The 25,090-nt window shown below is 71.8% G+C and carries 22 protein-coding genes; 15 read left to right on the plus strand and 7 right to left on the minus strand.

Translation table 11 applies throughout. From position 1 onward, the window contains the following. Positions 1–372: 372 nt before the first annotated feature. Positions 373–1,236 carry a shikimate dehydrogenase gene (locus tag ACLIBK_RS03145; RefSeq protein WP_415385764.1) on the plus strand — a complete coding sequence of 288 codons (864 nt, stop codon included), beginning with the start codon at positions 373–375 and terminating at the stop codon, positions 1,234–1,236. A 111-nt stretch (positions 1,237–1,347) separates the two neighbouring features. On the opposite strand, the gene ACLIBK_RS03150 is transcribed toward ACLIBK_RS03145, so the two are convergent. From ACLIBK_RS03150 to ACLIBK_RS03160, 3 genes are all read right to left on the minus strand, one after another. Continuing rightward, positions 1,348–3,132 (minus strand): S9 family peptidase, encoded by a 1,785-nt coding sequence (locus tag ACLIBK_RS03150; RefSeq protein ID WP_415385765.1) that lies wholly within the window; start codon positions 3,130–3,132, stop codon positions 1,348–1,350. A gap of 232 nt (positions 3,133–3,364) precedes the next feature. Next, a complete protein-coding gene (pckA, locus tag ACLIBK_RS03155) occupies positions 3,365–4,975 on the minus strand; it encodes a phosphoenolpyruvate carboxykinase (ATP) (RefSeq protein WP_415385766.1) in 1,611 nt (536 codons plus the stop codon). Positions 4,976–5,110: 135 nt separating this feature from the next. Then, a complete protein-coding gene (locus ACLIBK_RS03160) occupies positions 5,111–5,887 on the minus strand; it encodes a HugZ family protein (RefSeq protein WP_415385767.1) in 777 nt (258 codons plus the stop codon). Between the two features lie 101 nt (positions 5,888–5,988). Between ACLIBK_RS03160 and ACLIBK_RS03165 the strand changes: the two genes are divergently transcribed. The 7 genes from ACLIBK_RS03165 to ACLIBK_RS03195 all read left to right on the plus strand — a co-directional run bounded on the left by ACLIBK_RS03165 (position 5,989) and on the right by ACLIBK_RS03195 (position 13,960). Then, positions 5,989–6,690: a response regulator transcription factor gene (locus tag ACLIBK_RS03165; RefSeq protein WP_415385768.1), complete on the plus strand. Its 702-nt coding sequence runs from the start codon at positions 5,989–5,991 to the stop codon at positions 6,688–6,690. 130 nt (positions 6,691–6,820) lie between these two features. Then, complete coding sequence (locus ACLIBK_RS03170; RefSeq protein ID WP_415385769.1) at positions 6,821–7,690, plus strand: acyl-ACP desaturase; 870 nt, start codon at positions 6,821–6,823, stop codon at positions 7,688–7,690. Next, positions 7,687–8,802, plus strand: a complete 1,116-nt coding sequence (locus tag ACLIBK_RS03175; RefSeq protein WP_415385770.1) for an endo-1,4-beta-xylanase — start codon at positions 7,687–7,689, stop codon at positions 8,800–8,802. Before ACLIBK_RS03170 ends, ACLIBK_RS03175 begins: the two co-directional genes overlap by 4 nt. 73 nt (positions 8,803–8,875) lie before the next feature. Beyond that, positions 8,876–9,865, plus strand: coding sequence for an arginase (rocF, locus tag ACLIBK_RS03180; RefSeq protein ID WP_415385771.1), 990 nt, complete (start codon positions 8,876–8,878; stop codon positions 9,863–9,865). Positions 9,866–9,964: 99 nt separating this feature from the next. Further along, positions 9,965–11,569, plus strand: a complete 1,605-nt coding sequence (locus ACLIBK_RS03185) for an ABC transporter substrate-binding protein (RefSeq protein ID WP_415385772.1) — start codon at positions 9,965–9,967, stop codon at positions 11,567–11,569. Between the two features lie 40 nt (positions 11,570–11,609). Continuing rightward, positions 11,610–12,140, plus strand: a complete 531-nt coding sequence (locus ACLIBK_RS03190) for a GNAT family N-acetyltransferase (RefSeq protein ID WP_415385773.1) — start codon at positions 11,610–11,612, stop codon at positions 12,138–12,140. After that, a complete protein-coding gene (locus ACLIBK_RS03195) occupies positions 12,140–13,960 on the plus strand; it encodes a CocE/NonD family hydrolase (RefSeq protein ID WP_415385774.1) in 1,821 nt (606 codons plus the stop codon). The genes ACLIBK_RS03190 and ACLIBK_RS03195 overlap by 1 nt, the downstream gene beginning before the upstream one ends. 33 nt (positions 13,961–13,993) lie before the next feature. Here ACLIBK_RS03195 and ACLIBK_RS03200 read toward each other — a convergent pair whose 3' ends face one another. After that, positions 13,994–14,944, minus strand: coding sequence for a succinylglutamate desuccinylase/aspartoacylase family protein (locus tag ACLIBK_RS03200; RefSeq protein ID WP_415385775.1), 951 nt, complete (start codon positions 14,942–14,944; stop codon positions 13,994–13,996). A gap of 335 nt (positions 14,945–15,279) precedes the next feature. Here ACLIBK_RS03200 and ACLIBK_RS03205 point away from each other — a divergent pair, with 335 nt between their 5' ends. Continuing rightward, a complete protein-coding gene (locus ACLIBK_RS03205) occupies positions 15,280–16,050 on the plus strand; it encodes a hypothetical protein (protein ID WP_415385776.1) in 771 nt (256 codons plus the stop codon). 35 nt (positions 16,051–16,085) lie between these two features. Here ACLIBK_RS03205 and ACLIBK_RS03210 read toward each other — a convergent pair whose 3' ends face one another. Next, entirely contained in the window at positions 16,086–16,451 is a 366-nt protein-coding gene (locus tag ACLIBK_RS03210; RefSeq protein WP_415385777.1) for a DUF427 domain-containing protein, read from the minus strand. Next, positions 16,448–17,227: a DsbA family protein gene (locus tag ACLIBK_RS03215; RefSeq protein WP_415385778.1), complete on the minus strand. Its 780-nt coding sequence runs from the start codon at positions 17,225–17,227 to the stop codon at positions 16,448–16,450. The genes ACLIBK_RS03210 and ACLIBK_RS03215 overlap by 4 nt, the downstream gene beginning before the upstream one ends. A 334-nt stretch (positions 17,228–17,561) precedes the next feature. On the opposite strand from ACLIBK_RS03215, the gene ACLIBK_RS03220 reads away from it, so the two are divergent. Together ACLIBK_RS03220 and ACLIBK_RS03225 are read left to right on the plus strand one after the other, a co-directional pair. Then, a complete protein-coding gene (locus ACLIBK_RS03220; RefSeq protein WP_415385779.1) occupies positions 17,562–18,998 on the plus strand; it encodes a gamma-glutamyltransferase in 1,437 nt (478 codons plus the stop codon). Then, the gene (locus tag ACLIBK_RS03225; protein WP_415385780.1) at positions 18,998–20,206 is read left to right on the plus strand and encodes a pyridoxal phosphate-dependent aminotransferase; all 1,209 of its coding nucleotides are present in this window, start codon (positions 18,998–19,000) and stop codon (positions 20,204–20,206) included. Before ACLIBK_RS03220 ends, ACLIBK_RS03225 begins: the two co-directional genes overlap by 1 nt. A gap of 256 nt (positions 20,207–20,462) precedes the next feature. Here the strand turns inward: ACLIBK_RS03225 and ACLIBK_RS03230 are convergent, their stop codons facing one another. Beyond that, positions 20,463–21,218 (minus strand): GntR family transcriptional regulator, encoded by a 756-nt coding sequence (locus ACLIBK_RS03230; protein ID WP_415385781.1) that lies wholly within the window; start codon positions 21,216–21,218, stop codon positions 20,463–20,465. 78 nt (positions 21,219–21,296) lie between these two features. Between ACLIBK_RS03230 and dctP the strand changes: the two genes are divergently transcribed. From dctP to ACLIBK_RS03250, 4 genes are read left to right on the plus strand one after another with little or no spacing between them, the layout of a single operon-like run. Further along, complete coding sequence (gene dctP, locus ACLIBK_RS03235) at positions 21,297–22,292, plus strand: TRAP transporter substrate-binding protein DctP (RefSeq protein ID WP_415385782.1); 996 nt, start codon at positions 21,297–21,299, stop codon at positions 22,290–22,292. After that, positions 22,289–22,861 carry a TRAP transporter small permease gene (locus ACLIBK_RS03240; protein WP_415385783.1) on the plus strand — a complete coding sequence of 191 codons (573 nt, stop codon included), beginning with the start codon at positions 22,289–22,291 and terminating at the stop codon, positions 22,859–22,861. Before dctP ends, ACLIBK_RS03240 begins: the two co-directional genes overlap by 4 nt. Before the next feature lie 6 nt (positions 22,862–22,867). Next, entirely contained in the window at positions 22,868–24,160 is a 1,293-nt protein-coding gene (locus tag ACLIBK_RS03245; protein ID WP_415385784.1) for a TRAP transporter large permease, read from the plus strand. A 34-nt stretch (positions 24,161–24,194) separates the two neighbouring features. After that, complete coding sequence (locus ACLIBK_RS03250; RefSeq protein WP_415385785.1) at positions 24,195–25,073, plus strand: alpha/beta hydrolase; 879 nt, start codon at positions 24,195–24,197, stop codon at positions 25,071–25,073. The last annotated feature ends 17 nt before the right edge of the window (positions 25,074–25,090 follow it).

Raw genomic sequence — 25,090 nt, forward strand, 5'->3', positions numbered from 1 at the left:
GGCCGGTTTGACGAATGCCCGTTCCGCCGCACAGGTCAGCGGCTCCGGCCCAGGCGGACATGTACAGCGCCGTTCGAGCCGCAGAGGTCATGCTGTCTCGGCCGTGCTGTCCCGAAGGGGCGTGCTTCCGGATCGTGGGAGCCACTGCGCGTGCACCAGCCGCGCCCGGCATGCATCGGACTGACTCCGCTGCAGGTCACGATCCGCTTGCCCTTAATGTACCATTTGGTTCATAAGCGGGGCTCCGAGCCTGCCAGGGAGGAACAGCACGTTGCGTTCAGCGTCACAGCCGCCGCAAGGCAGGACGACATCGCTCCTCGCCGGCGCACCCGCCGCGCATCGGCCGGCCACGAGCCTTCGGGCAGCCACGCCGTGACCGCGCGCGAGGGACAGTCCGTTCTGGCCGGGCTAATTGGGGCCGGCATCCAGGGCTCCCGCACCCCCGCCATGCATGAGCGGGAAGGTGATGAGCAGGGCCTCCGCGTCCTGTACCAGAAGATCGACCTGGACCGGCTCGGGCTGGGTCCGGACGCCTTGCCCGAGCTGTTGCTGGCAGCGCGGCGGATGGGCTTCGCGGGGCTGAACATCACCTATCCCTGCAAGCAGGCCATCATCCCCCTGCTGGACGAGCTGTCGCCTGACGCGGCAGCCCTGGGCGCGGTGAACACCGTGGTGCTGCGGGACGGCCGCGCCGTGGGCCACAACACGGACTGGTGGGGCTGGGCCGAGGGGTTCCGCCGCGGCCTGCCGGATGCCGCGCTCGGGCGAGCGGTGCAGCTCGGTGCGGGCGGCGCGGGTGCGGCGGTGGCGCATGCGGCGCTGACGCTGGGGATCGGGCAGCTGACCCTGTTCGACATGGACCCGGCGCGGGCCGCGGCGCTGGCCGCGCAGCTCTCGACGCAGTTCGGCGAGAATCGTGCGGTGGCCGGCAGCGACCTGCCCGCCGCGATGGCGGCGGCAGACGGGCTGATCCACTGCACCCCCACCGGCATGGCCAAGCTGCCCGGCCTGCCCTTGCCGGCGGCGCTGCTGCACTCCCGGCTCTGGGTGTCGGAGATCGTTTACTTTCCGCTGGAAACCGAGCTGCTGCGGCAGGCCCGGGCACTCGGCTGCCGCACGCTGGATGGCGGCGGCATGGCGGTGTTCCAGGCCGTGGAAGCGTTCCGCCTGTTCACCGGCATCACGCCTGATGCCGAGCGGATGCGGCGCCACTTCGCCTCCATGGGCGCCGGTTGAAGCACCGGAAGTCCTGACGGCCGGGAGTTCCGGCCAGGGAACCCGGCCGAGTGGAACCGCGCTCGGCGGCTTCAATGGTTCCTGGAAGTCGCCGCGGGCCGGCCCGGACACTCAGCCCAGCAGGTGCCTTTGCAGGAAGGCGCCCACGGCGCGATAGGCGCTGCGCCGGTTGTCGCGCTTCAGGAAGCCGTGCCCCTCGTCGGGGAAGCTCAGGTATTCCACCGGCACGCCGCGGCGGCGGATGGCTTCGGCCATCTGCTCGCTCTCGAAGGGCGGGACGCGCGGGTCGGTCATGCCCTGGGCCACGAACATCGGGCAGCGGATGCGCTCCACCTCGTTCAGCGGTGACAGCTCCTCCAGCAGGGCAGCGTCGGCCAGGGGGTCGCCGTACTCGGCGGCGCGGTGGGCGATGCGCCAGGGACCGGTGCGCTCGAAGAATGTCTTCCAGCGGGCGATGCCGTAGAAATCGACGCCAGCCGCCCAGAGCTCGGGGAAGCGCGTCACCGCGGCGAGAACCATCCAGCCGCCATAGCTCTGTCCCATCACCGCGATGCGCGACGCGTCGAAGCGGTCCTGCCCGGCCAGCCAGGCATGGGCGGAGGCGAGGTCGCGCACGCTGTCCGGCCGCTTCTCGCGGTCATCCAGAGCGGCATAGGCGCGGCCGTAGCCGGTGGAACCTCGCACATTGGGCACCAGCACGGCGATGCCGAGCGCCAGCACCATCTGCAGGTCCGGCCGCCAGTTCGGCAGGGCCTGCGCCGCCGGGCCGCCATGCACCCAGACCAGCACCGGCCAGCCGGTCGCCGGCGGGGCCCCTTCCGGCAGGGCCAGAAAGGCGGGCAGCTGGCGGCCGTCATGGCTGGGAAAGCTGACCGTGTCCCAATCGCGGGTTCCGGCGGGCGCATCCCCCGCGGCGAAAAGGGGAACCGCGGCCGCAGCACCGCGCTCGAACAGCCACAGGGTTGAGGGACGGGTCGGGCGCGCGAGGTCGAAAGCCACCGCCGCTCCGTCCGGCCGCCAGGTGATCTTGGTGATCACGCCCTGGGGGTGGGGGGGCTCCTCCAGCATCGCGCCGCTCTCGCCGTCGAGGAGGCGCAGGCGCGACCAGCCGCCCTCGTTCACCACGGCTGCCAGGATGCGGCCATCGGGCGAAACTTCCAGCTTCTCCACATCGGCCTCGGGGGCGTGGAGGAAGCGCGGCTCGCCGCCGGGCTCCGCGAAAGCCACGCCCAGGTAGTCCCGGCCCCGATCGGTGAGCAGCCAGAAGCCGCCCCCGTCCCGGCGCCAGCGCGGGTTCATGTGCCGCCAGTCGCCCGCATGCGGGGTCAGGGCGGTGGTGCGGCCGCTGTCCAGTTCCAGGCGCAGCAGGTCGCTCTCGAAGGTCCGGGGCGCCGTCGCCAGCACCACGGAACGGCCATCGGGATGCCAAGCCGGCAGTTCGTGCGGCCCTTCCACCTCGCTGACGCGGCGGATTTCGCCGGTGCCGAGGTCGATCGTGCAGGGATCGGTATGGGCGGGGTCGCGGGTATTGGCCGTGCAGGCGAGTCGCTGGCCATCCGGCGAGATGGCGCCCCAGCCATGGATGGTGCGGGGCTGTGCAGTCAGGGCGCGGGCCTCGCCCTCCGGTGGGAGCAGGTAGAGCTGCACGCGCTCGTCGCCGGCCTGGTCGCGGCCGAACACCGCGCTGCCATCGGCGGGGTTGCCCGCAACAAAGGCGACCGTGTCGCGGTGGCTGCTGCGCGCCCGGGCTGGGCCACCATCGGCGGGCAGTTCCCAGACCTGCGCCGAGCCGGCGACGTCGTTGAGGAACAGGAGGCGGCCATCCGCCGCGAAGGACGGGGCGGTGGCGGCCGGGAAGGCCAGGAACCGGTCGAGCAGGGAAGCGATATCGGGCATGCCGGCATGCCACGCCCGACGGGCGGGAAGATCAAGCCGCGGGGCTCACCTGGCCCGGCGCCTGGGGCGGGATGATGGTTCGGAACCGGGCAAGCCGCCCCGGAACAGCTGCCCTTCTCACCCGGAGTTGATGGGACCGGAAGCACTTCGGCCGGGCCCCGAGGGAGCCCCCCCCCCGGAACCCGGCCGAAGAACAGGATGGGAAGGGGTGCGAAACCCCTTCCCGCCTTGGTCAGGCCGCGGCCTTGATCGCCGCCGCCTTGACGCTCTCGTCCACCGCGCCCGCGAAGGTCTCGAAGTTCTTCTCGAAGCGGCCCTGCAGGTCGCGCGCCGTGCGGTCATAGGCGGCGCCGTCCGCCCAGGCGTTGCGGGGGTTCAGCACCTCGCTGGGCACGCCCGGGACGCTCTTGGGGATCTGCAGCCCGAAGAAGGGCTCCGTCTCGAACTCGCCCCCGGCCAGCGTGCCGTCCAGCGCCGCGCGGAGCAGGGCACGGGTGTGCTTGATGCTCATGCGGTGGCCGGTGCCGTAGGCACCACCGGTCCAGCCGGTGTTCACCAGCCAGACCTGGGCGCCGTGCCGGTCGATCAGCTCGGCCAGCATCTTGCCGTAGACCTCGGGGTGGCGCGGCAGGAAGGGGGCGCCGAAGCAGGTGGAGAAGGTCGCCTGCGGCTCCTTGCCCAGGCCCTTTTCCGTGCCGGCGACCCGCGCGGTGTAGCCGCTGAGGAAGTGGTACATCGCCTGCGCCGCCGAAAGGCGGGCGATCGGCGGCAGCACGCCGAAGGCGTCCGCCGTCAGCATCACCACGTTCTTCGGCACATCCGCCATGCCGGAGGGCACGGTGTTGGGGATGAACTCGATCGGATAGCAGGACCGCGTGTTCTCGGTGTAGCGGTTGTCTTCCAGGTCGAGCTGGCCGCGCGCGTCGGAGACCACGTTCTCCAGCACCGTGCCGAAGCGGTGGGAGGCGTCCCAGATCTGCGGCTCGGCCTCGCGGCTCAGCTTGATGACCTTGGCGTAGCAGCCGCCCTCGAAGTTGAAGACGCCCTTGTCGGACCAGCCGTGCTCGTCATCGCCGATCAGCGCGCGCTCGGGGTCGGAGGACAGGGTGGTCTTGCCGGTGCCGGACAGGCCGAAGAACAGCGCCGTGTCGCCCGCCTTGCCCACATTGGCCGAGCAGTGCATCGGCAGCACGCCCTTGGCCGGCAGGATCCAGTTCATCACCGTGAAGATGCTCTTCTTGATCTCACCGGCGTAGGAGGTGCCGGCGATGCAGATCACCTTCTTGGCGAAGCTCAGCGCGATCAGCGTGGTGGAGTTCGGGCGGCCGCCATCGGTGGCGGGATCGGCCTCCATCTCCGGGGCATGGAGGATCACGTAGTCGGGCTGGAAGCCCGCCAGCTCCTCCGCCGGCGGACGGATGAACATGTTGCGAGCGAAGAGCGCATGCCAGGCATTGGTGGTGACCAGCCGCACCTTGATGCGGTGGGTCGGATCGGCGCCGGCGTAGAGGTCCTCGGTGAACAGCTCGGGCTGGCTGCCGAGATAGCTGCGGACGCGGTCGGTGAAGCGGTCGAACTTCGCGGGCTCGAGCTTCTGGTTGACCTTGCCCCACCAGATCTCGTTCGTGACCTCCGGGTCGTCGGCGACGAACTTGTCCTGCACGGAACGGCCGGTGTGCTGGCCGGTGATGCCGATGAAGGCACCGTCGGCGGACAGCGTGCCTTCGCCGCGGCGCATGGCGTGGGCGACGAGGCCGGAGGCGGTGAGGTTGGCGTGCACCGTGCTGGCGGAGACGCCGGTGCCGCTCAGCGCCTGGGCGGTGGTGTTAGCGGTGGCGGACATGGGTGCTCGTGAACCTCCCGAGGAAGAACGCCGGAGGGGAGCTTTCCCCCTGCGGGCTGATGACGTACGGCGGCGGAACCGCCTGTATAGCGCTCCTTCGGGCAGGTGCGCCCGGCGGTCAACGTCTCCGCGTGGTTAAGTCGGCGTAAGTCGCGAACGCCCATCCCGCGCGGCGGCAACCAGAGCGGTCCGCACCCCCCTTGCGTCGGCGACCGGTGCGGCAAATTCAAGGCGCAGGTAGCGGCCCGGCGCCTCGCCCGCGGGGTCTTCGCGGGCGGCGAGGTCGCAGCCGTCCGGGTCCACCCCCGTCAGGGTCCAGGGCCCCTCGCCCGGGTCCGCCCCCAGCAGGCCGCGGGCGATGGCGGCCAGGGCGTCGGCGTGCTCGGCGTTGACATGGGCCAGGATGTCCGGCTCGGCGGCCGCGAGGGCCGTCACGGCGGCGGGGTCGGGCAGCAGCTCGGCCTGGCGCAGGCGCTGGGCCCGGGCGAAGCCGCCCACGATCAGCGCACCGCCGGGCCGCACCCGCCACAGGGCGAAGTCGCCGAAGGCGGCGTAGAGCGCGGCATAGGGGTGGCGGGCCAGCCAGCGAGCCTTGAGGGGCGCGGCCTCCCCCTCCCCCACCGGCTCTGCCAAGCCTGTCACGGTGACGCGAGGGATGGTCTGGGGGTTGGCCTGCTCCGTCAGGCCGGCAAACAGCAGCGAGCAGCGCGGCTCGGCGGCGAGTTGGCGGGTGTGCTCGGACAGGACGGAAAGCCACAGCAGCACCGAACCGTCCGGCGCCAGGGCAGGGGTGACCAGGCTGGCGAAGGGCTGCCCCGCGGCCGCCGTGGCCAGGGTGGCCCAGGGGGCCGCCCGCATCAGGTGGCGGGCCTGAAGGGCGGGCGGTGGTTCGGGAGCGGGCTCAGGGGGCATGGGTTCGGCTCCTGGCAAAGCGGCCGCGGCAATTCGGACGACCCCGCTTGTGCCACAATCGGGCGCTACGACTTGTAGTGCCTCAAAAGGTTGGGCCGGATATGCCGCAGACCATCGCCCTCGTGGACGACGACCGCAACATCCTGACCTCGGTCTCCATGACCCTGGAACAGGAGGGATATCAGGTCCGTACCTACACGGACGGGGAAAGTGCCTTGCAGGGGCTGCTGGCGCGCCCGGCCGACCTGGCGGTGCTGGACATCAAGATGCCGCGCATGGACGGGATGGAGCTGCTGCAGCGGTTGCGGCAGCGCTCCGCCCTGCCGGTGATCTTCCTGACTTCCAAGGACGACGAGCTGGACGAGCTGATGGGCCTTCGCCTCGGGGCAGATGACTACATCACCAAGCCCTTCTCGCAGCGCCTGCTGCTGGAACGCATCCGTACCCTGCTGAGGCGCAACGAAACCTCCCGCGCCGAAGGGTCCGGGGCGCCGGCGGGGGGCGTGATCGCCCGCGGCGACCTGGTGCTGGACGAGACCAAGCACACCTGCACCTGGCGCGGGCAGCAGGTGCAGCTGACGGTGACGGAGTTCCTGCTGGTCAAGGCGCTGGCGGTCCGCCCCGGCATGGTGAAGAACCGCGACCAGCTGATCGACGCCGCCTATGGCGAGAACATCTACGTGGACGACCGCACCATCGACAGCCACGTCAAGCGGGTGCGCAAGAAGTTCCGCTCGGTGGACAACGACTTTTCCCACATCGAGACGCTGTACGGCATCGGCTACCGTTACAAGGAAGCCTGACATCGGCCGGGAGGGCAGCGCGGCCGGTTTTCCCAAGCAGGTGTGACTTGCCAGGGCAGGTCGGCCTAGAAAGATTGCGGCGTCGGCATCTCTCGGGGCCGGCGACCCCATGGGAAAAACCGAAGCGCGCATGAAGCATTGGCACCTCGACCAGATCGCCTGGGACCGTTTCGATCCTGGTAAGCTGGACCCCTCCATTATTCCGCTCGTGAAGGCGGCGGCGATGGTGGAGAAGAACGGCTTGGACTACGCGGTCTACCTGCGCAACGTCTTCGTGGGCGATCCGGACTTTTCCCAGGCCGCCGACAACTGGGCGGTGGAGGAGGTGCAGCACGGCGACGCGCTGGGCCGCTGGGCCGCCCTGGCCGACCCCGGCTGGGATTTCGACGCCGCCTTCGCCCGCTACCGCGCCGGCTACAAGATCGAGACCTCGGTGGACGCCTCGATTCGCGGCTCCCGCACCGGCGAGCTGATCGCCCGCTGCATGGTCGAGACCGGCACCTCCTCCTACTACACGGCGCTGGGCGACTCGACGGAGGAGCCGGTGCTGAAGCAGGTCTGCCGCCTGATCGCGGCGGACGAATACCGGCACTTCAAGCTCTTCTACGACCACATGAAGCGCTACTTGGCGCGCGAGAAGCTGAGCTTCGCCAAGCGGCTGCGCGTCGCCGCCGGCCGCATCGGCGAGAGCGAGGACGACGAACTGGCCTTCGCCTTCCATTGCGGCAACGAGCCGGAAAGCATGCCCTACAGCCACGACCGCTGCATCGCCGGCTACATGGGCCGCGCCATGGGCTTCTATCGCTTCCGGCACATCGAGCGCGGCATGGGCATGGTGTTCAAGTCCATCGGGCTGGAGCCGCGCGGCCGCATCTCCGACCTTGCCGCCCGGGGCGCCTGGCGGCTGCTGCAATGGCGGCGCAACCGCTACGCCCAGCAGTTCGCCGGTCCGGCCAACGAGAACGCGGTCCCCGCCACGGGTCAGCGGGACGCGGCGTGAGCCCGCCGCGCCGACGCGCGTTCCTGGGGGCCGCCCTGGCCACCGCGCCCCTGCTCGCGGCCGCCCCGGCCCGGGCACAGCGCGAGGGGCCGGGGCTGGGCGAGATCGCCCGCTCCCGCGGTCTCGCCTTCGGCGCGGCGGTGCAGGCCTCGATGCTGGCGGCCGACCCGTCCTTCGCGCGTCTGGTGGACACCGAATGCGCCCTGCTGGTCCCGGAATACGAGGGCAAGTGGGGCACGGTGCAGCCGCAGGAGGGCCGCTTCGACTTCGCCCCGCTGGACGCGCTGATCGGCTGGGCGAGGGCGCGCAACAAGACCGTGCGCGGCCATGCCATCGTGTGGCACCAGGCCCTGCCGGACTGGACGGCCGCGGCCCTGGCCGAGGGTCCGCGCCGCGGCCGCGCCCTGCTGGAAGCGCACATGGATGCCGTGCTGCCGCATACCCGCGCCAGCATCCGCGACTGGGACGTGGTGAACGAGGTGATCGCCGATCCGCCCGGCAGCGACACGCCGCAGGCGAGTGGCGAGATGCGGGACAGCCCGTGGCTGCGGTGCTTCGGCCCGGGCTATGTCGAGCTGGCGCTGCGCCTGGCGCGTGAGCGCGACCCCAGCCTCAAGCTGACGCTGAACGACTACGGGGTGGAGGAAGAAGCACCCCACTGCCTGGAAAAGCGCCGGCGCCTGCTGGCCCTGGTGCGATCGCTGCGCCGGGCCGGTGCGCCGCTGGACCAGGTCGGGATGCAGGCCCACCTGCAGATGGACCGCCCCTTCAACCCTGCCTCCTTCACCGCCTTCTGCCGCAGCCTGCGGGCCGAGGGGGTGGAGCTGCTGATCACCGAGCTGGACATGCGCGAATCCTGGCGCGTGCCGGAGGGTTATCCCGCCCGCGACCAGCTGGTGGCCGACCGCATCCGGGCCTTCGCCGACGCGGCGCGGGAGGGCGGGGTGAAGACCTTTCTCACCTGGGGGCTGCTGGACCGGGACTCCTGGCTGGTGAAGGACGCCGGCGTCCGGCGCACGGATGGGCTGCAGCATCGCGGCCTGCCCCTGGACTGGGAAGGCGGCCGCAAGGCTTACTGGCAGGCGCTGGCGGACTCCTTCCGGGCCGCCTGACGCCTGCCCCCCTTCCTCACCGCTGCGCGGGAGCAGCGGGTCTCGCCACATGGATGGAAAGCAGGCGAAGCGCATGGACCACTCGGACGTGGGCGGAGCCTGGGCGGATGGCGGGCGTCCGGCGATCACCCTGCTGGGCGTGCCACTGGAGATCGGGGCGGGAACCCCGGGCTGCCTGATGGGACCTGCCGCGCTGCGAACCGCCGGGCTGGCGCCGCTGCTGCGGAATCTCGGCTTCACCGTGCATGACCGGGGCGACCTCCTCGCGCCTCCGGCGGAGCCTTCGGCCCTGGCGGCGGCGGATGCGGCGCGCTGCCGTTATCCCGGCGAGATCGCCGCCTGGACCCGGTTGATCCACGACACTGCCTTCGCAGCCGCCGCCAGCGGCGACCTGCCGGTCTTTCTGGGCGGCGACCACGCCCTGTCCATGGGCACGGTCAGCGGCATCGCGCGCCACTGCCGTGACGCCGGGCGGGAACTGGTGGTGCTCTGGGTGGACGCGCATGCCGACTTCAACACCCCCGCCACCACGCCCTCGGGCAACATGCACGGCATGCCCGTGGCCTTTCTGACCGGCGAGCCCAGCCTGCGGGCCCTGCTGCCGGATCGGCCGCTGGTGCCCGTGCCGGCCGGCAACCTGCACCTTTTCGGCCTGCGCTCCATCGATGCCGAGGAACGGGAGCGCCTGCGGGAGCACGGGATCGAGGGGACGGACATGCGCGACATCGACGAGTTCGGCGTGGCGGCGCTGCTGCGCGAGCGGATCGGGCCGTGGCGGGAGCGCGGCGTGCACCTGCATGTCAGCTTCGACATCGACGTGCTGGACCCCAGCCTGGCGCCGGGCGTCGGCACCCAGGTCGCGGGCGGCGCCACCACCCGCGAGGCCCATCTGATCATGGAGATGCTGCACGACAGCGGCCTGGTGGGCTCGGTGGACATCGTGGAGTTGAACCCCTTCCTGGACGAGCGTGGCCGCAGTGCCAAGCTGCTGGTGGAGCTGGTGGCCAGCCTGTTCGGCCGCACCGTGCTGGACCGCCGCCCGGCCCGGGTGCGGGCTTTCTGACGGGCGCCGCGCCCAGGGCCCTGCCCCGTCGCGGCCCTCTCGCCGCCGGAACGCCGCGGGTCTAGCGTCCGCTCCCCTGCTTGCCGGAGCCACCCGCCGATGCGCCTGACCGAACTCCCCCGCCGCGCCGCCCTGCAGGGGGTGCTGGCGGCCCTGCTGGCGACCACGGCCCTGGTGCAGGTCGCGCGTCCCGCGGCGGCGCAGGAAGCGCGCGTGGCGCTGCAGACCGAGACCTCCTCGATCGACCCGCACTACGCGCTGGTGGGCGCCAACCAGACCGTGGCACAGCACATCTTCGACGCGCTGGTGGGCTCGGACGAGAACCTGCGGCCGGTTCCGGGCCTGGCGACCTTCTCCAACCCTGAGCCTGACGTGTGGGAGTTCCGCATCCGCGAGGATGCCCGCTTCCACGACGGCTCCCCCGTCACGGCCGAGGATGTGCGCTTCTCGCTGGAGCGGATGCCCAAGGTGCCCAACAGCCCGGCCCCCTTTATCCGCCTCGCCGGCGCGGTGACGGCGGTGGAAGTGGTGGATGAGCGCACCGTTCGCCTGCGCTCGCGCGGGCCGGACCCGTCCGTGGTGCTGAACGCCATGACGGCCTACATCGTCTCGGCGCGGGTGGCGGCGAATGCCAGCACCGCCGACTTCAACAGCGGTCGCGCCGCGATCGGCTCCGGCCCCTGGCGCTTCGCGGAATGGCAGCCGGGGGCGCAGCTGCGGCTGACCCGCAACGACAGCTACTGGGGTCCCAAGCCCGCCTTCGAGCGCGCCACCATCCGCCCCGTGGCCAACGACGCCGCGCGCATGGCGGCGCTGCTGGCGGGGGATGCCGACCTGATCGACGCCGTGCCGCCCGGCGAGGTCGCCCGGCTGCGAGCGCGGCCGGAGGTGGGGGTCACCACCTCGCCCTCCTCGCGCGTCATCTATATCGCGCTGGACCAGGACAACGACGTGTCACCCTTCGTCACGGCGCGCGACGGCCGGCCCTTGGCGCAGAACCCGCTGAAGGATGCGCGTGTCAGGCGGGCGCTCTCGCTCGGGATCAACCGCGCCGCCATCGTGGAACGGGTGATCTCCGGCGCCTCGCGCGCCACGGCGCAGCTGGCGGTGCAGGGGCAGGTCGGCTTCGACCCCGCCCTGCCCGCCCCGGAATTCGACGTGGCCGCCGCGCGCCGCCTGTTGAGCGATGCCGGCTATCCCGAAGGCTTCCGCATCACGCTGCATTCCCCCAACAACCGCTACATCGAGGACGACAAGACTTCGCAGGCCGTGGCGCAGTTCTGGACGCGAATCGGGCTGGATGCGCGGGTGGAGGTGATGCCCTCCAACGTGTTCTTCACCCGCGCCGGCAAGCGAGAATTCTCCGCCTTCCTGATCGGCTTCGGCCACACCACCGGCGACAGCTGGCTCGGCCTGTCGCAGGTGCTGCGGACTTATGACCAGGCACGCGGCCTGGGCGGGCTGAACCGCGGCCGGTATTCTAGCCCGGATTTCGACAGGGTGATCGACGAGGCACGCGGCGTGGTGGACCCGAGCCGGCGCGACGCCATGCTGCGCCAGGCGCAGGAGATCGCCTTCCGCCGCGATGTCGGCATCCTGCCGCTGCACGTGCCGGACAACGTCTGGGCGCATCGCGCCAACCTGATCTATGGCGGCGGGCTGGACGAGAACACGCTGACGCAGCACCTGCGGCCGAAGCCGTGACGGGCCGCCACTCCGGGACCGTACGCCGAGGTTGAACGCAGTGGCGGCGATCCGCGCCCTGGTCGCCGCGGATGGCGCGGCGTTTCGCCGCCTCCGGCTCGAAGGCCTGGCGCTCCACCCCGAGGCTTTCGGCGAGAGCCATGCCGAGGCCGCCATGCAGGACGAGGCCGCTTTCGCCGCGCGCCTCCGCGACACGGCATGGCCGGATGCCGTGTTCGGCGCCTTCGATGGATCGGCGCTGGTGGGGCTTGCCGGCTTCGTCGTGACCAAGCGCGAGAAGGCGCGGCACAAGGGTCAGCTCTGGGGTGTCTACGTCGCGGCGGACCAGCGACGGCAAGGTGTCGGCGCCGCGCTGGTGGGGTGCGTCATCCATCATGCCCGCGCGCAGGTCGAGCAGTTGTTGACCGCCGTCGTGGTGGGCAATGACGGAGTACGTGCCCTTTACCTCCGGCTCGGCTTCCGGCCCTACGGCGTGGAGCCGCGTGCCCTTCGCGTGAACGGCAGATATTTCGATGAGGAGCTGCTCCAGATGACGTTTCATTCCGACGGTGCCGCCGGAGTTCCTCGCTGATGCGTCGCACCGAGCACGTGGTGGCCTGCCGCGACGGGGTGCGGCTGGCCACCGACGTTTACCTGCCGGAGGGCACCGGGCCCTGGCCGGTGATCCTGGAACGCACGCCCTACGGCAAGCGGGAAGCCTCACGCTCCGAGCGCACCGCGGCCGACCCGAAGCCGGCACCCCGCGAAACCGTGGCCGCCACCTTCGTGCAGGCCGGCTACGCCGTGGTCTACCAGGATTGCCGCGGCCGCTACGGCAGCGAGGGCGAGTTCGTGAAGTACCTCGCCGACGGCGAGGACGGCTACGACTGCTGCGCCTGGATCGTGGCCCAGCCCTGGTGCAATGGTTTGATCGGCACGATGGGCCTCAGCTACGCCGCCCACACCCAGGCCAGCCTGGGCTGCCTGAACCCGCCGGGGCTGGCGGCGCAGGTGCTGGATTCCGGCGGCTTCTCCGACAGCTGGAACGGCGGCATCCGCCGCGGCGGTGCCTTCGAACTGAAGCAGGCGAGTTGGGCCTTCAACCAGGGCCGCCTAGCGCCGGAAACCCGCGCCGACCCCGTGCGCGCTGCGGCCATGGACGCCGAGGACCTGCGCGAATGGTTCACCCGCTTCCCCTGGAAGCGTGGCCATTCCCCCGTACGCCACGCCCCCGATTACGAGGACTACCTGTTCGAGCAATGGGAGCGCGGCAGCTTCGACGCGTACTGGCAGCGCCTCGGCATCTACGCCAAGGGCTGGTACGACCGCTACGCCGACGTGCCGGCGGTGCACATGTCCTCCTGGTACGACCCCTACCCGCGCACGGCCACGGAGAACTTCACCGGGCTGCGCGCGGCGGGACGCGGCCGGCAGTCGCTGATCCTCGGCCCCTGGACGCACGGTAACCGGTCGGTGACGGCCTTCGGCGAGGTGGAGTTCGGCCCCGACGCCACGGTGGATTCCTGGGCCGGCGATTGGCGCGCCTTTCGCCTGCGCTTCTTCGACCACTGGCTGCGCGGGATCGGCAACGGCGTCGAGGCGGACCCGGCGGTACGGGTTTTCGTGATGGGCGGCGGCAGCGGGCGCAGGAATGCGGCCGGCAAGCTGGAGCATGGCGGCCGCTGGCGCAGCGGCGCCGACTGGCCGCTGCCCGGCACCCGCTTCACCGCGTTCCACCTGCACAATGACGGCGCCTTGCGGGAAGCCGCACCGGGCGCCGGTGCCGCGCCGCTGTCGTGGGATTCCGACCCGTCGCACCCGGTGCCGACCATCGGCGGCGCCATCACCTCCATGGAGCCGGTCACGGCCGGTGGCCCGATGGACCAGCGCGAGCGGCCGGAGATCTTCGGCTGCCGTGCCCCCTTCCTGCCGCTGGCCTCGCGCGCCGACGTGCTGGTGTTCCAGGGCGAGCCGTTGACCCGGGACCTGGAGGTGATCGGGCCGGTGGTGGCGCATCTCTGGGTGGCCACGGACGGGCCGGACACCGACATCACCGCCAAGCTGGTGGACGTGTATCCGCCCAGCGCCGACTATCCCCAGGGCTTCGCGATGAACCTGTGCGAGGGCATCCTGCGCTGCCGTTACCGCGACGACCCCGCCAACCCCAGCCCCATGCAGCCGGGCGTGCCGGCGCGCGTGACGGTAGAGCTGTTCCCCACCGCCAACCTGTTCCGCGCTGGCCACCGCATCCGCCTGGACATCGCGGGCAGCGAGTTCCCGCATTACGACCTGAACCCGCAAACGGGCGAGCCCGAAGGAAGCTGGCGGCGCAGCCGCGTGGCGATGAACACGCTCTTCGCCGATGCGGACCACCCGTCCCACCTGGTGCTGCCGCTGGCGCCGCCGGAATAGCGAAACGCCCGGCCGCCGCCCCGTCCGCTGCCGCTATCCCACCCGGCGTGCGAGCCGGACGGCGGTGTGGCCGCGCAGGACATGCGGACTGGGCATCACCAGCAGACAATTGTCGTAGGGCGTGCGGATTTCCGTCTCGCCGTCCAGGGCAACCAACGTGTTGCGCGCCGGGATCACCGTGCCGCCGCGGAACTGCTGCACGAAGGCGAAGCCGCGGGTGGCCGCCACCACCGTGCGCGTCACCTCCCATAGTCCGGCGTCGGAAGACGGCGGCGCGGCGGGGGCTTCCAGCAGTCCGGCCTCGCGCAGCAGGGCGCGGGCACAGCGATCCATCAGTTCAGGGGTTTCCGGCTCCCAATGCGGGCCGCCTTCCACCAGCAGCGCCACGCGGGAGGAGCTCTCGTCGGCGAAGGGGCCGTAATCCAGCAGGCGTCGCCCGTCGGCATGGCCCTGGTCCGCCACCACCAGCCCGGGCACGCCCAGCGCCCCGGCCAGCGGCCGTGCCTTGAGCGGCGCGCCGCACAGCAGCAGCGGATCGGAGGGCCAGAGCATGGAGTGCAGGTCGAGCAGCACGTCCACCGTGTCGATCAGCGGCCGCAGCTCTCGCGCGCGCCGCAGCTCGGAGGACCGGCGCGCGCTGTTCAGCACCTCCGCCGACCACACGCGGTTCAGGTCCTCGTCCACGTAGCGCGACAGGGTCGGGTCGGCGGGGTCGAAGCGGGCAAAAGCGTCCAGGTTGGCGAAGATCAGCGTCAGCCGGCCGCGCGATGGGCGCAGTTCCTCGCGCAGCCAGCGCGACAGCAGCAGCGCGCCGGCGATCTCGTTGCCGTGGGTGAGGGAAACCAGCGCGACGTGCGGCCCCGGCGCGGGGGCCTCGAAGGACCAGGCACCCGGCAGGACGTTTCCTGCCAGGAAGGGGCGCAGGTCGGGAATGGGCAGGCGCACGGGAAAGCGCGGCAATGACGCGACGCGGTGCGGGCTCAAGGGCTGGCCCGGGGGGCCACGGGCGGCCGATGGCGGCTGGCGAGGCTGCCACGATGGGACCATGGCCCCCTGCCGCGCGGGCCGTCGCCGACGCCGGTGGAAGGGCGGAGCGCCGGGCCGTTACGGAAGATGCGCTGCCGCCGATGATCCACGCCGCAGCCTAACGGCGGCAGCGCCGTCGCGCCAAATCCGTGCGGCCCGGCATCACGGTGCGGCCTGCGGAACTTCGTCCGCGGAAACCGCCCGGTAAGCAGCCGGGGCGAGACTGTCCGGGCGAAACCAGCGCGGCACCGGGCAACAGCCCCGTCCGCGACAGGCAGGAGAAAACCGGGATCATGGGCAGGACGCCCGTCGTGTTTATCGCCACGCCCTGTTTCGGGGGCATGCTGCACCAATCCTACGTGCAGTCCCTGATCGGCCTGACCCAGTACGCAGCGGGGCGGGACTTTTCCCTGACCCTCAGCCTGCTCGGGCATGACTCGCTGATCACCCGCAGCCGCAACACGCTGCTCAGCCGTTTCCTCGACACGCCGGAAGCGACGCACCTGCTGTTCATCGACGCCGACATCGCTTTCGAGCCGGAACAGGTCGAGCGCCTGTTGCGCGCCGACAAGGAGGTGGTGGCCGGCATGTACCCGCTGAAGGTGCAGGACTGGGGCGCGCCCACGCGCCACCGGCTGCGCGGCGGCGAGGCGCTGGCCACCGCGCCGCTGCTCTATGTCGGCCAGCCTTGCAACGGGGCAGAGCTGGAGCGCGACGGCGACTTCGTCACCGCCACCTATGCCGGCACGGGCTTCATGATGATCGCGCGAAACACCGTGCTGCGCATGGCCGCGGCGCATCCGGAAACGCGCTACGCCGCCATTCACGCCTATCCGCCGGCCGAGCCTGGCCCGGCCCGCTTTGCGCTGTTCGAAACCACCATCGAGCCGGACGGCACCTATCTGAGCGAGGACTACAACTTCTGCCGCCGCTGGCGGGCGCTGGGCGGCAAGGTCTGGCTGGATACGGCGGGCCGGCTGACGCATATCGGCCTGCACGACTTCGCCGGCGACCCGGCCTGCCGCTTCCCGCAGCCCGAGCTCGCGCCGGCCGGGCTGGCCTGACGCCGGTTTCCCCAGCCTTTCCGCCCCAGGCGGGGTCAGGCCGGGGATTCCTCGATGCTGTCCACGCGCGTCGGGTAGAAGGCGAGGTGCCCGGCAATGGCGGCCACCGCAGGAAAGGGCTGCTCGTAGCTCCACACCGCGTTCTCCGCGCGGCGCCCGCCGGCGTCGAGGCTGAAATAGGAAGCCTCGCCCTTGAAGGGACACTGCGTGCTGTGGTCGGTGCGGTGGAACAGCGCCATCGCCGCGTCCTCGCGCGGGATGTAGAAAACCGGCGGGTAGTTGGCTTCCCGCAGCGTCAGCGCGCGGGTGGTGTCCGCCACCACCTGCCCGCCGAGGGAAACACGTACCCGGTTCGGGTTGGGCTCCATGGTGATGGGGTGGTCGGGGCCGGGAATCCTCATCCGCGTCTTGCCTCCGCCACCAGCCGCTGCAGCGTGTCCAGGTCCACCGCCCCCGGCACCAGCGTGGTGCCGATCACCAGGGCGGGGGTGCCCTCGATGCCCAGGCTCTGCGCCAGGCGGAGGTTGTCGTTGATGCGGGTCTGGATCGCCGGGTCATCCATGTCGCGGCGCAGCCTGGGCCAGTCCAGCCCGACCCGCTGTGCCTCGGCCTGCAAGGTCGCCTCGGTGACGTCGGTGCGCAGGGCGAGCAGGGCGTCGTAGAAGGGCTCGTACTTGTTCTGCCGCTGCGACGCGAACAGGGCGCGGGACGCCAGCACGCTGTTGGGCCCGAGGATCGGGATGTCCTTCAGCACCACGCGCAGGTCGCGGTCGCGCCGCAGCAGCTCCGCCATGGCGGGCTGCAGGGCCCGGCAATAGGTGCAGCGCGCGTCGAAGAACTCCACGATGGTCAGGCTGCCGCGCGGGTTGCCCTTGCTGGGATCGCCGGCGTTGCGGAACAGCGCCTCGGCGTTGTTCGCGATGGCGTCGCGGCGGCCGCGCGCCCGGTCGGCCTCGTCGGCCTGCCGCAGCGCGGTGATGGCCTCGCGCAGGATGGATGGGTCGCGGCCCAGGGCGTCGCGCAGCACCTCCACGATCTCCTCCCGCTGGGCGGGGGTGAAGGCCTGGGCCGCGGCTGCCGGGGCGGGCGCCGGGTCCGGTCGCGACGGCGCGGGCTGCGCGGCGGCCAGGCCGGCGGTGGCCAGCCACAGCAGGGCCACGAGCGGGGTTCTCGTCATCTCGTCCTCCGGCGGCGAAGGGGCGGCGCCGTTGTTCCGCCCGCCAGCTTGCCAGCCCTGGCGCCGTTGCACAGGCCCCCTCGGGGGGTATGGGCCGCGGCGGCATGGTTGCCGCTGCCGGGGAAGGCGGTTATGGCGCCCCATCCCGGACCGGCGCGATGCCGGGCCGGGGCTTCTGCCGCTGCGGCCCGTTCCGGGCGCCGCGCGGCAGCACCCTCCCCCGTCGCCCGCCCTTCACCCTCCGGTGCGGGCGGGACGAGGCCGGACAGCCGAGAAGGGCAGAGACGACGGCATGGCGAGCGCGGCGCAGTTTCAGGCGAGCGAGGGGCGGCCGGTGAGCCACCTGCACCGTCGCGAGAACCAGGCCCGGCACGGGGCGCGCGTCCTGTTGGCCGGCACCGCGCTGGCGCTGCTGGCGGGGTGCTCCACCCTGGACCGCGTGGGCGGTTTCCTCGGCGGCGGCAACCGCCTGCAGCCCGGGCAGGTCGGCTACGTGTCCGGCTACCTGGGCGCCGCCGTGGCCGAGGAGCCCCGCGCCGCGCTGGTGGCGCGCGACAGCCTTTCGGCCGGCGGCTCGGCAGCGGATGCCGCGGTGGCGGCGGGTTTCGCCCTGGGCGTCACCCTGCCCTCCCGCGCCGGCCTGGGCGGCGGCGGCGCCTGCCTAGCCTACGACCCGCGCCGCGGCGCGACCGAGGCGATCCTGTTCCCGGCCGTGGCGCCGGCCTCGGGCGGCCCCGGCGGCGACCGGCCCGCCGCCGTGCCGCTGATGGCGCGCGGGCTGTTCGCCCTGCACGCGCGCTACGGCCGCCGTCCCTTCGAGGAAGCGGTGGTGCCGTCCGAAACCCTGGCGCGCTTCGGCGTCCAGGTGTCGCGCGCCCTGGCCAGCGACCTCAACACCGTGGGCGCGCCGCTGCTGGCCGACCCGCGGGCACGCGAGCTGTTCGGCAGCGCCACCGCTGAGGGCGCGCGCCTCGTGCAGCCGGACCTCGCCGGCACGCTGTCGCAGCTGCGCACCGCCGGGGTGGGCGACATGCACCAGGGCGCCCTGGCGCGGCGCCTGGCCGACGCGTCCGTGGCGGCGGGCGGGGGCCTGAGCGCGGAGATGCTGCGCGACGCCGTGCCGCGCACCGCCGCCCCCGTCACGCTGCGGGTGGGCTTCGACACCGCCGCCTTCCTGCCGCCGCCGGCGGATGGCGGGTTGGCCGCGGCCGCGGCCTTCCAGGCGCTGCAATCCGGCAACGGCGCCGCGGCCGCCGGGCGCGCCCTGGGCGTCGCCGCGGCCGCCCGTCGCGGCGGCGGCGAGCCGGCGGCGCTGCTGGCCAACCCGCCGCCCTCGGGCGCGCTGGGTCCGCTGCCGGCCTCGACCGCGCTGGCGGTGGTGGACCGGTCCGGCGCCGCCGTGTCCTGCGCCTTCTCGGTCAACAACCTGTTCGGTACCGGCCGCGTGCTGCCCGGGCTGGGCTTCCTGCTGGCGGCGCGCCCGTCCGAGCCGCCGCTGCTCTCGGCGATGATCGTCAACAACGGCAACACCAACGTTTTCCGCTACGCCGGTGCCGGGTCGGGCCAGGAAGCGGCGCCGCTGGCGGTGGCGATCCCCGCCGCCGCGCACCTGCTGCGCAACGCGCCGCTGGATCAGGCGCTGGCGGCGGTGCCGGAACCCGGGCGCGGCGTGGCGATCGGCTGCCCCGGCGGCCTGCCGGACGCGCCGCAGGCCTGCCAGGCGGCGGCGGACCCGCGCGGCGCCGGGCTGGCGGCGGTGGGCGGCAACTAGTGGCGCTCAAGGTCGGGCGCGGGGCGGAAGCGCCGCCCTTCCTGGTGATGGACGTGATCGCGGCGGCCAATGCCCTGGCCGCCGCGATCCCTGCCCTGCCCGCCGGCCGCCCGGCCTGGGGCGAGGGCGGGGTGATCCGCATGGAGGTCGGTCAGCCCGGCACCGGCGCCCCGCGCGGCGCGGCGGAGGCCGCCGTGGCCGCGCTGCGGGCCGGTGCGCCCATGGGCTACACGGAAGCCTTCGGGCTGCGCTCCCTGCGCGAGCGCATCGCCGCGCACCATCAGGCGCGCTACGGCCATGCCGTGCCGGCCGCGCGGGTGGCCGTGACGGTGGGCGCGTCCGGCGCCTTTCCGCTGGCCTTCCTGGCCGCCTTCGACGCGGGCGACGCCGTGGCCATGGCCGCGCCCTACTACCCGCCCTACGCCAACATCCTGACCGCGCTGGGCATGCGGCCAACCCTGCTGCCCTGCGACGCGTCCACCCGCTTCCAGCCGACCGTGGCGATGCTGGAGCGGCTGGACCCGCGCCCCGCCGGGCTGATCGTCGCTTCCCCCTGCAACCCCGCCGGCACCATGCTGGCGCCGGAGGAACTGGCCGCCATCGCGCGCTGGTGCGAGGCCGAGGGCGTGCGGCTGATCTCGGACGAGATCTACCACGGCCTGTCCTACGGCACGCCCGAAGCCTCCGCCGCCGCGTTCAGCGACAGCGCGATCGTGGTGAACTCCTTCAGCAAATATTTCTCGATGACCGGCTGGCGCATCGGCTGGCTGCTGCTGCCGGAAGACCTGGTTCGGCCGGTGGAGCGGCTGGCGCAGAACATGTTCATCTCCGCCCCGCACGTCGCCCAGGTGGCAGCCGAGGCGGCTTTCGACTGCACGGCGGAGCTGGACGCGAACCGTGCCGCCTATGCCCGCAACCGTGCCACGCTGCTCACCGGACTGCCGGGCGTGGGCTTCGACCGCATCGCCGCGGCGGACGGCGCCTTCTACCTGTGGTGCGACATCGGGCACCTGACCAACGATTCCGTGCGCTTCTGCGCCGACATGCTGGCCCAGGCCGGCATCGCCGCCACCCCCGGCGTGGATTTCGACCCGGACCGCGGCAGCCGCTTCCTGCGCTTCTCCTATTGCGGCCCGGAAGCGGAGATGGCGGCCGCACCGGAACGGCTGCGGCGCTGGCTGCACGGGCGCCGCGACGCCGCGACCTGAAGGCCCTCGCGGACCGCGCTCCCGTCCGCGGGACGGCGGTTTGCCTTACTTCCTTACGATCTTACTTCCTTACCGCCGATCGCTCCGACGGGCTCGTTTTCGGAAAATAATCCTAAGATGCCAAGGGGTTGGCGGTCAAGCCCGACTTCGCCCGTGGCAGGTTTCGCGTATTCTGCCACTTTCGGCGTTTCCTGCCATATTCAGCCCGTGCAGCCGCTGCCGGCCGGATGCAGCCCCGGGCAGGGGAAGAACCGACTCAGCCCGGCAGGGCGCGCCGTTCCGTGCCGGCCAGCAGTCGCGCCACCGCACGCTCCGTGTCGCCCAGATGCGCGTCCATCAGCGCCGTGGCCCGCGACGCGTCGCGGGCCAGCACCGCATCGGCGATGCGGGCGTGGTTCTCGTTCATGTCGCGGGCGCGGGCGGCATCCTCGCGCAGCGCCGCGGCTTCCTCGTGGTAGTGCGACAGCCGCGCCTTGCGATAACGCTCGGCGTGGTCGGCCAGGGAATGCCAGAAACGCAGCAGCCATTCCGACCCGCAGGCACCGACCAGCGCGAGGTGGAAGCGCCGGTGCCGCGTTTCCCACAGCGTCACCGCGTCGCGCCCGGCCTCCGGCCCCGGCAGCGGCGTGCGGGTCAGCAGGTGCAGGGCGGCCACGATTTCCGCTTCCCAGGACTCGTCGCCGCGCTCGATGGCGCGGGGCAGGCAGAGGCGCTCCAGGTCGCGGCGCGTTTGCATCAGGTCGGCCAAGCCCTCGGCGGTGATTTCTGCCACGCGAGCGCCGCGGTGGCTTTCCGTGACCACCAGTCCCTCCGCCGTCAGCCGCATCAGCGCCTCGCGGATCGGCGTCAGCCCCAGTTCGAAGCTGTCCTGCAGCTCGGCCGCACGCAGCTTGGCGCCGGGCATCAGCTCGCCATGCAGGATTTCGCCGCGCAGCCGTTGGTAGGCGGCCTCGGCCTGGGAACGTCCGGCGGCGGCCTCGTTCAGCGCGGGCGCGAGATTTCGTATTGACACGAGAATTTTATAATTGGACCGTCCCGTCATAACAAGTCACGAGGGCGCGTGCCCTCTCCATCCCGAAGGTGTGTGGCCATGACGCGTCGCCGGACCCTGCTTTCCGCCCTGGGCAGCACGCCCCTGCTGGGGATGCTGCCGCGCCCGGCCGCCGCCGCAGCCCTGCCGCTGCGGATCTCCACCCCTTCCACCGACACGGACCTGCTGACCAAGGCGCTGCAGGACTTCAAGGCGGGCGTCGAGAAGGCGCTGCCGGGCGAGATCGCCGTGTCCGTGCATCCCGGCTCCTCGCTGTTCCGGCAGAACACGGAACTGCCGGCGCTGCAGCGCGGCAACCTCGAGATGAGCACCATGACCACCTTCGAGGTGGACCAGCAGATCCCCGAGCTCGGCCCCTATTCCGCCGGCTACGTGGTTCGCGACTACGACCACCTGCGCAAGGTCTTCGGCGGGCCGCTGGGGCAGGAGTATTTCAGCAAGGTCGCCGCCCAGATGGGCGTGCAGATCATCGACGTGGTGTATCTCGGCACCCGGCAGATGAACCTGCGCACCGTGCGGGAGGTCCGCACGCCGGCCGACCTGCGCTCGGTGAAGCTGCGCATGCCGCCCGGCCCGGGCTGGACGGCGCTGGGCCGCGGGCTGGGCGTGGTGCCGACGCCGATGCCCAACCCCGAGGTCTACCTGGCGCTCAAGAGCGGCGCGATCGACGGGCAGGAAAACCCGCCGGGCCTGACGCGGGCCAACAACTTCCACGAGGTGACGCAGCAGGTGGTGCTGACCTCGCACCTCGTGCAGCCCGTTTTCTTCGCCTTCGGCAAGCCCTTCTGGGACAAGCTGACGCCGGCGCAGCAGACGGTATTGCGTGAGCAGGCCCGCATCGTCGCGGAAGCGCACGACCGCGCCCGGGTCGCCGACGAGACGGCGACCCTGGAGTTCTTCCGCAGCAACGGCTTGCGGGTCACCCCCGTGGAGCTGGAGCCGTTCCGCGCCGCCGTAGCCAAGCAATACGTCGATGGCGGCCTGACGGCGCGTTGGGCCCCCGGGCTGGTGGACCGTATCCAGGCCGCGGCGTGACGGCAGCGGAGAGAGCGGCGCCCGGGCTGCAGGCCGGGGCGTCGCGCGGCACCCCGGCCGTGGCGGAACGGCTGGGTCAGGCCGCGGAAGCCCTGGGGACCCTGGCCTTCGCCGCGATCTTCCTGATCTTCCTGGCCGGGATCGTCGCCCGCTACCTGCTCGACGAGCCGCTCTTCTGGAGCGACGAGATGGCCATGATCGTGTTCGTCTGGGCCACCTTCTGGACGGACAGCTTCGTGACGCGGGAACGTGACCACGTCGCCTTCGACATCCTGTGGGACGCTTCCTCGCCGCGCGGGCGGCGGATCATCGGCATCGCGCAGTGCGTGATCTTCGGCGTGATCTTCGTGGCCGCCGTGCCGGCCGTGCTGGACTACGTGCTGTTCCTCAAGCGCGAGCGCACGGCGGCGCTGGAATGGCGGCTGGACGCGGTGTTCTCCTGCTTCGTGCTCTACATGGTGTCCGTGGTGGTGCGGCTGCTGGTGAAGCTGCGGCGGCTGCTCCGCGCGGACTGGCAGCGCTGCGTGATGCCGGAGGACCACGCCAACACCACCAACGTGATCGGCTGACGCACGATGAGCAGCTCCCTCGCCGTCTTGCTGCTGGTGTTCGTCGTGGCGGCGCTGCTGCGCCTGCCCGTGGTGCTGTCGATGTTCGCCGCCGGCATCGCCTATCTCTGGACCAGCGGCCAGGATATCGGGCTGCTGGTGGACCAGACGCTGAACAGCATCATCACGCTGAGCGTGATGCTGGCGGTGCCACTGTTCATCCTGACCGCCAACGTGATGAACGCCGCCACCATCTCCGACAAGCTGTGGAACGCGGCCAACCTCCTCGTCGGGCGGCTGCCCGGCGGCTACGGCCACGTCACGGTGCTGATGAATATCGTGATGTCCTCCATGACCGGCTCGGCCGTGTCGGACGCTGCGGGCGCGGGCATGGTGGCGATCCGGCAGATGCGCACCCAGGGCGGCTATCCCGGCGGGCTGGCGGTGGCCATCGCCTCGGCCGCCTCGCTGCTGGGGCCGATGATCCCGCCCTCCATCCCCATGGTGCTCTACGCGCTGATCTCCGGCGCCTCGATCGGCTCGCTGTTCCTGGCCGGGATCGTGCCGGGGCTGCTGATGGCGGCCTCCATCTCGGTCCTGATCCTGCTGATCGCCAAGCGCCGGGGCCTGCCGCGCGGCGAGCGCATCCCGGCCCGCGAATGGCCGCGCGTCCTGGCCGGCACCGCCGTGCCGCTGACCTTGCCGATCGTGCTACTGGGCGGCATCTGGAGCGGCATCTTCACCCCCACCGAGGCCGCCGCGGTGGCCGCCGCCTGGGCGATGCTGATCGGCGTGGTGTTCTACCGCAACCTTGGCTGGCGGGCGCTGGTCGAGGTGTTCCGGGAATCCTCCCGCCAGTCGGCGGTGGTGATGATGCTGCTGATCTCCTCCTTCATCATCAACTACGCCATCACCAACGAGGGCGTGGCGGACGGGCTGGCGCGCTGGATGGACGCCGCCGACCTGTCGCCGCTGGCCTTCATGCTGCTGGTCAACGTGCTGTTCCTGGTGCTGGGCACGGTGCTGGACGGGGCGGTGATGCTGATGGTCTTCGTGCCCGTGCTGCTGCCCACGGTCCGGGCGCTGGGGATCGACCTGACCTATTTCGGCGTGATCGTGATCCTGAACTTCATGATCGCTATCATCACTCCGCCTTACGGGCTGATCCTCTTCGTGCTGTCCACGCTGACGCGCGTGCCGATGCGCGAGATCAACAAGGAGATCTGGCTGTTCTGCGTGCCGCTGACGATCACCATGTTCATCCTGATCGCCTTCCCGTCCATCACGCTCTTCGTGCCGCACATGTTCGGGCTGCGGTGATGCGGCGCAGCCCCTCCCCGCCGGTCGCGCCCGCATGACCCCGATCCGACGCCACGGCTTCCTGCTGGCGCCGCAGCCCGCGCCGCCCGTGGCTGCGGCCGAGGCCTATGCCGACGCCGCGCTGGAAGCCTCCGCCGCACCCATGCCGGGGCTGGTCGTGCAGCGCGACATCGCCTGGGGTCCCGGCCCCTGGCAGCGCTTCGACATCTTCGCGCCACCCGGCAACGTGGACGCACGGCGCCCCGTGCTGGTGTTCCTGCACGGCGGCGGCTGGCAGAGCGGCTACAAGGAATGGTGCGGCTTCATGGCCCCCACCGTGGCGGCGCTGGGGGCGGTGCTGGTGGCGCCGACCTACCGCCTGGCGCCGGAGCACCGCTTTCCCGCCTTCCTGCTGGACACGCTGGGTGCCCTCGCCGCGCTGCGGGGAGAGGTCGGCCGCTTCGGCGGCGATCCTGACCGGCTCTTCCTGTCCGGCCATTCCGCGGGCGGTCACCTTGCCGCCATGGCGGCGCTGCGGCCCGATCTCGGGGAGGCCGCCGGGCTGCCGCGCGGCGTCATCCGCGGTGCCCTGCCGCTCAGCGGCATCCTGGACCTGCACCACCCCGCGCCGGCTCCGGGCAGCCTGGAAGCCCTGGTCTACGAGAACATCCTCACCCGCCCCGAGGACGATGCCGAGGCCAGCCCGGTGCACTGGGCCGCGCAGGCGAGCGTCCCCTTCTTCCTGGCCTGGGGCGAGCACGACACGGAGCGGGTGCGCCGTTCCAACCTGCTGATGGCGGAGCGTCTCCGCGCGGCAGGGCTGCCACATGGCACGGCCTGCTATCCGGGCCTCGACCATTTCGGCACGCACCTCGCCCTGCGCGACCCGTCGCATCCCTGGTACATGGAGCTGCGGCGGATGCTGGCGGGCTGAACCGGGGCGATTGGCGG

The sequence above is a fragment of the Roseomonas sp. BN140053 genome (assembly GCF_047690175.1).
In the GTDB taxonomy this organism is placed as follows: domain Bacteria; phylum Pseudomonadota; class Alphaproteobacteria; order Acetobacterales; family Acetobacteraceae; genus Roseomonas.

Excerpts from the sequence above, each read along its gene's own strand:
- rocF (WP_415385771.1), top strand. The coding sequence starts at position 8,876 with ATGGACCACTCGGACGTGGGCGGAGCCTGGGCGGATGGCGGGCGTCCG.
- ACLIBK_RS03185 (WP_415385772.1), top strand. The coding sequence starts at position 9,965 with ATGCGCCTGACCGAACTCCCCCGCCGCGCCGCCCTGCAGGGGGTGCTG.
- ACLIBK_RS03170 (WP_415385769.1), top strand. The coding sequence starts at position 6,821 with ATGAAGCATTGGCACCTCGACCAGATCGCCTGGGACCGTTTCGATCCT.
- ACLIBK_RS03150 (WP_415385765.1), bottom strand. The coding sequence starts at position 3,132 with ATGCCCGATATCGCTTCCCTGCTCGACCGGTTCCTGGCCTTCCCGGCC.
- pckA (WP_415385766.1), bottom strand. The coding sequence starts at position 4,975 with ATGTCCGCCACCGCTAACACCACCGCCCAGGCGCTGAGCGGCACCGGC.
- ACLIBK_RS03245 (WP_415385784.1), top strand. The coding sequence starts at position 22,868 with ATGAGCAGCTCCCTCGCCGTCTTGCTGCTGGTGTTCGTCGTGGCGGCG.
- ACLIBK_RS03165 (WP_415385768.1), top strand. The coding sequence starts at position 5,989 with ATGCCGCAGACCATCGCCCTCGTGGACGACGACCGCAACATCCTGACC.
- ACLIBK_RS03210 (WP_415385777.1), bottom strand. The coding sequence starts at position 16,451 with ATGAGGATTCCCGGCCCCGACCACCCCATCACCATGGAGCCCAACCCG.
- ACLIBK_RS03250 (WP_415385785.1), top strand. The coding sequence starts at position 24,195 with ATGACCCCGATCCGACGCCACGGCTTCCTGCTGGCGCCGCAGCCCGCG.
- ACLIBK_RS03195 (WP_415385774.1), top strand. The coding sequence starts at position 12,140 with ATGCGTCGCACCGAGCACGTGGTGGCCTGCCGCGACGGGGTGCGGCTG.
- ACLIBK_RS03215 (WP_415385778.1), bottom strand. The coding sequence starts at position 17,227 with ATGACGAGAACCCCGCTCGTGGCCCTGCTGTGGCTGGCCACCGCCGGC.
- dctP (WP_415385782.1), top strand. The coding sequence starts at position 21,297 with ATGACGCGTCGCCGGACCCTGCTTTCCGCCCTGGGCAGCACGCCCCTG.
- ACLIBK_RS03160 (WP_415385767.1), bottom strand. The coding sequence starts at position 5,887 with ATGCCCCCTGAGCCCGCTCCCGAACCACCGCCCGCCCTTCAGGCCCGC.
- ACLIBK_RS03205 (WP_415385776.1), top strand. The coding sequence starts at position 15,280 with ATGGGCAGGACGCCCGTCGTGTTTATCGCCACGCCCTGTTTCGGGGGC.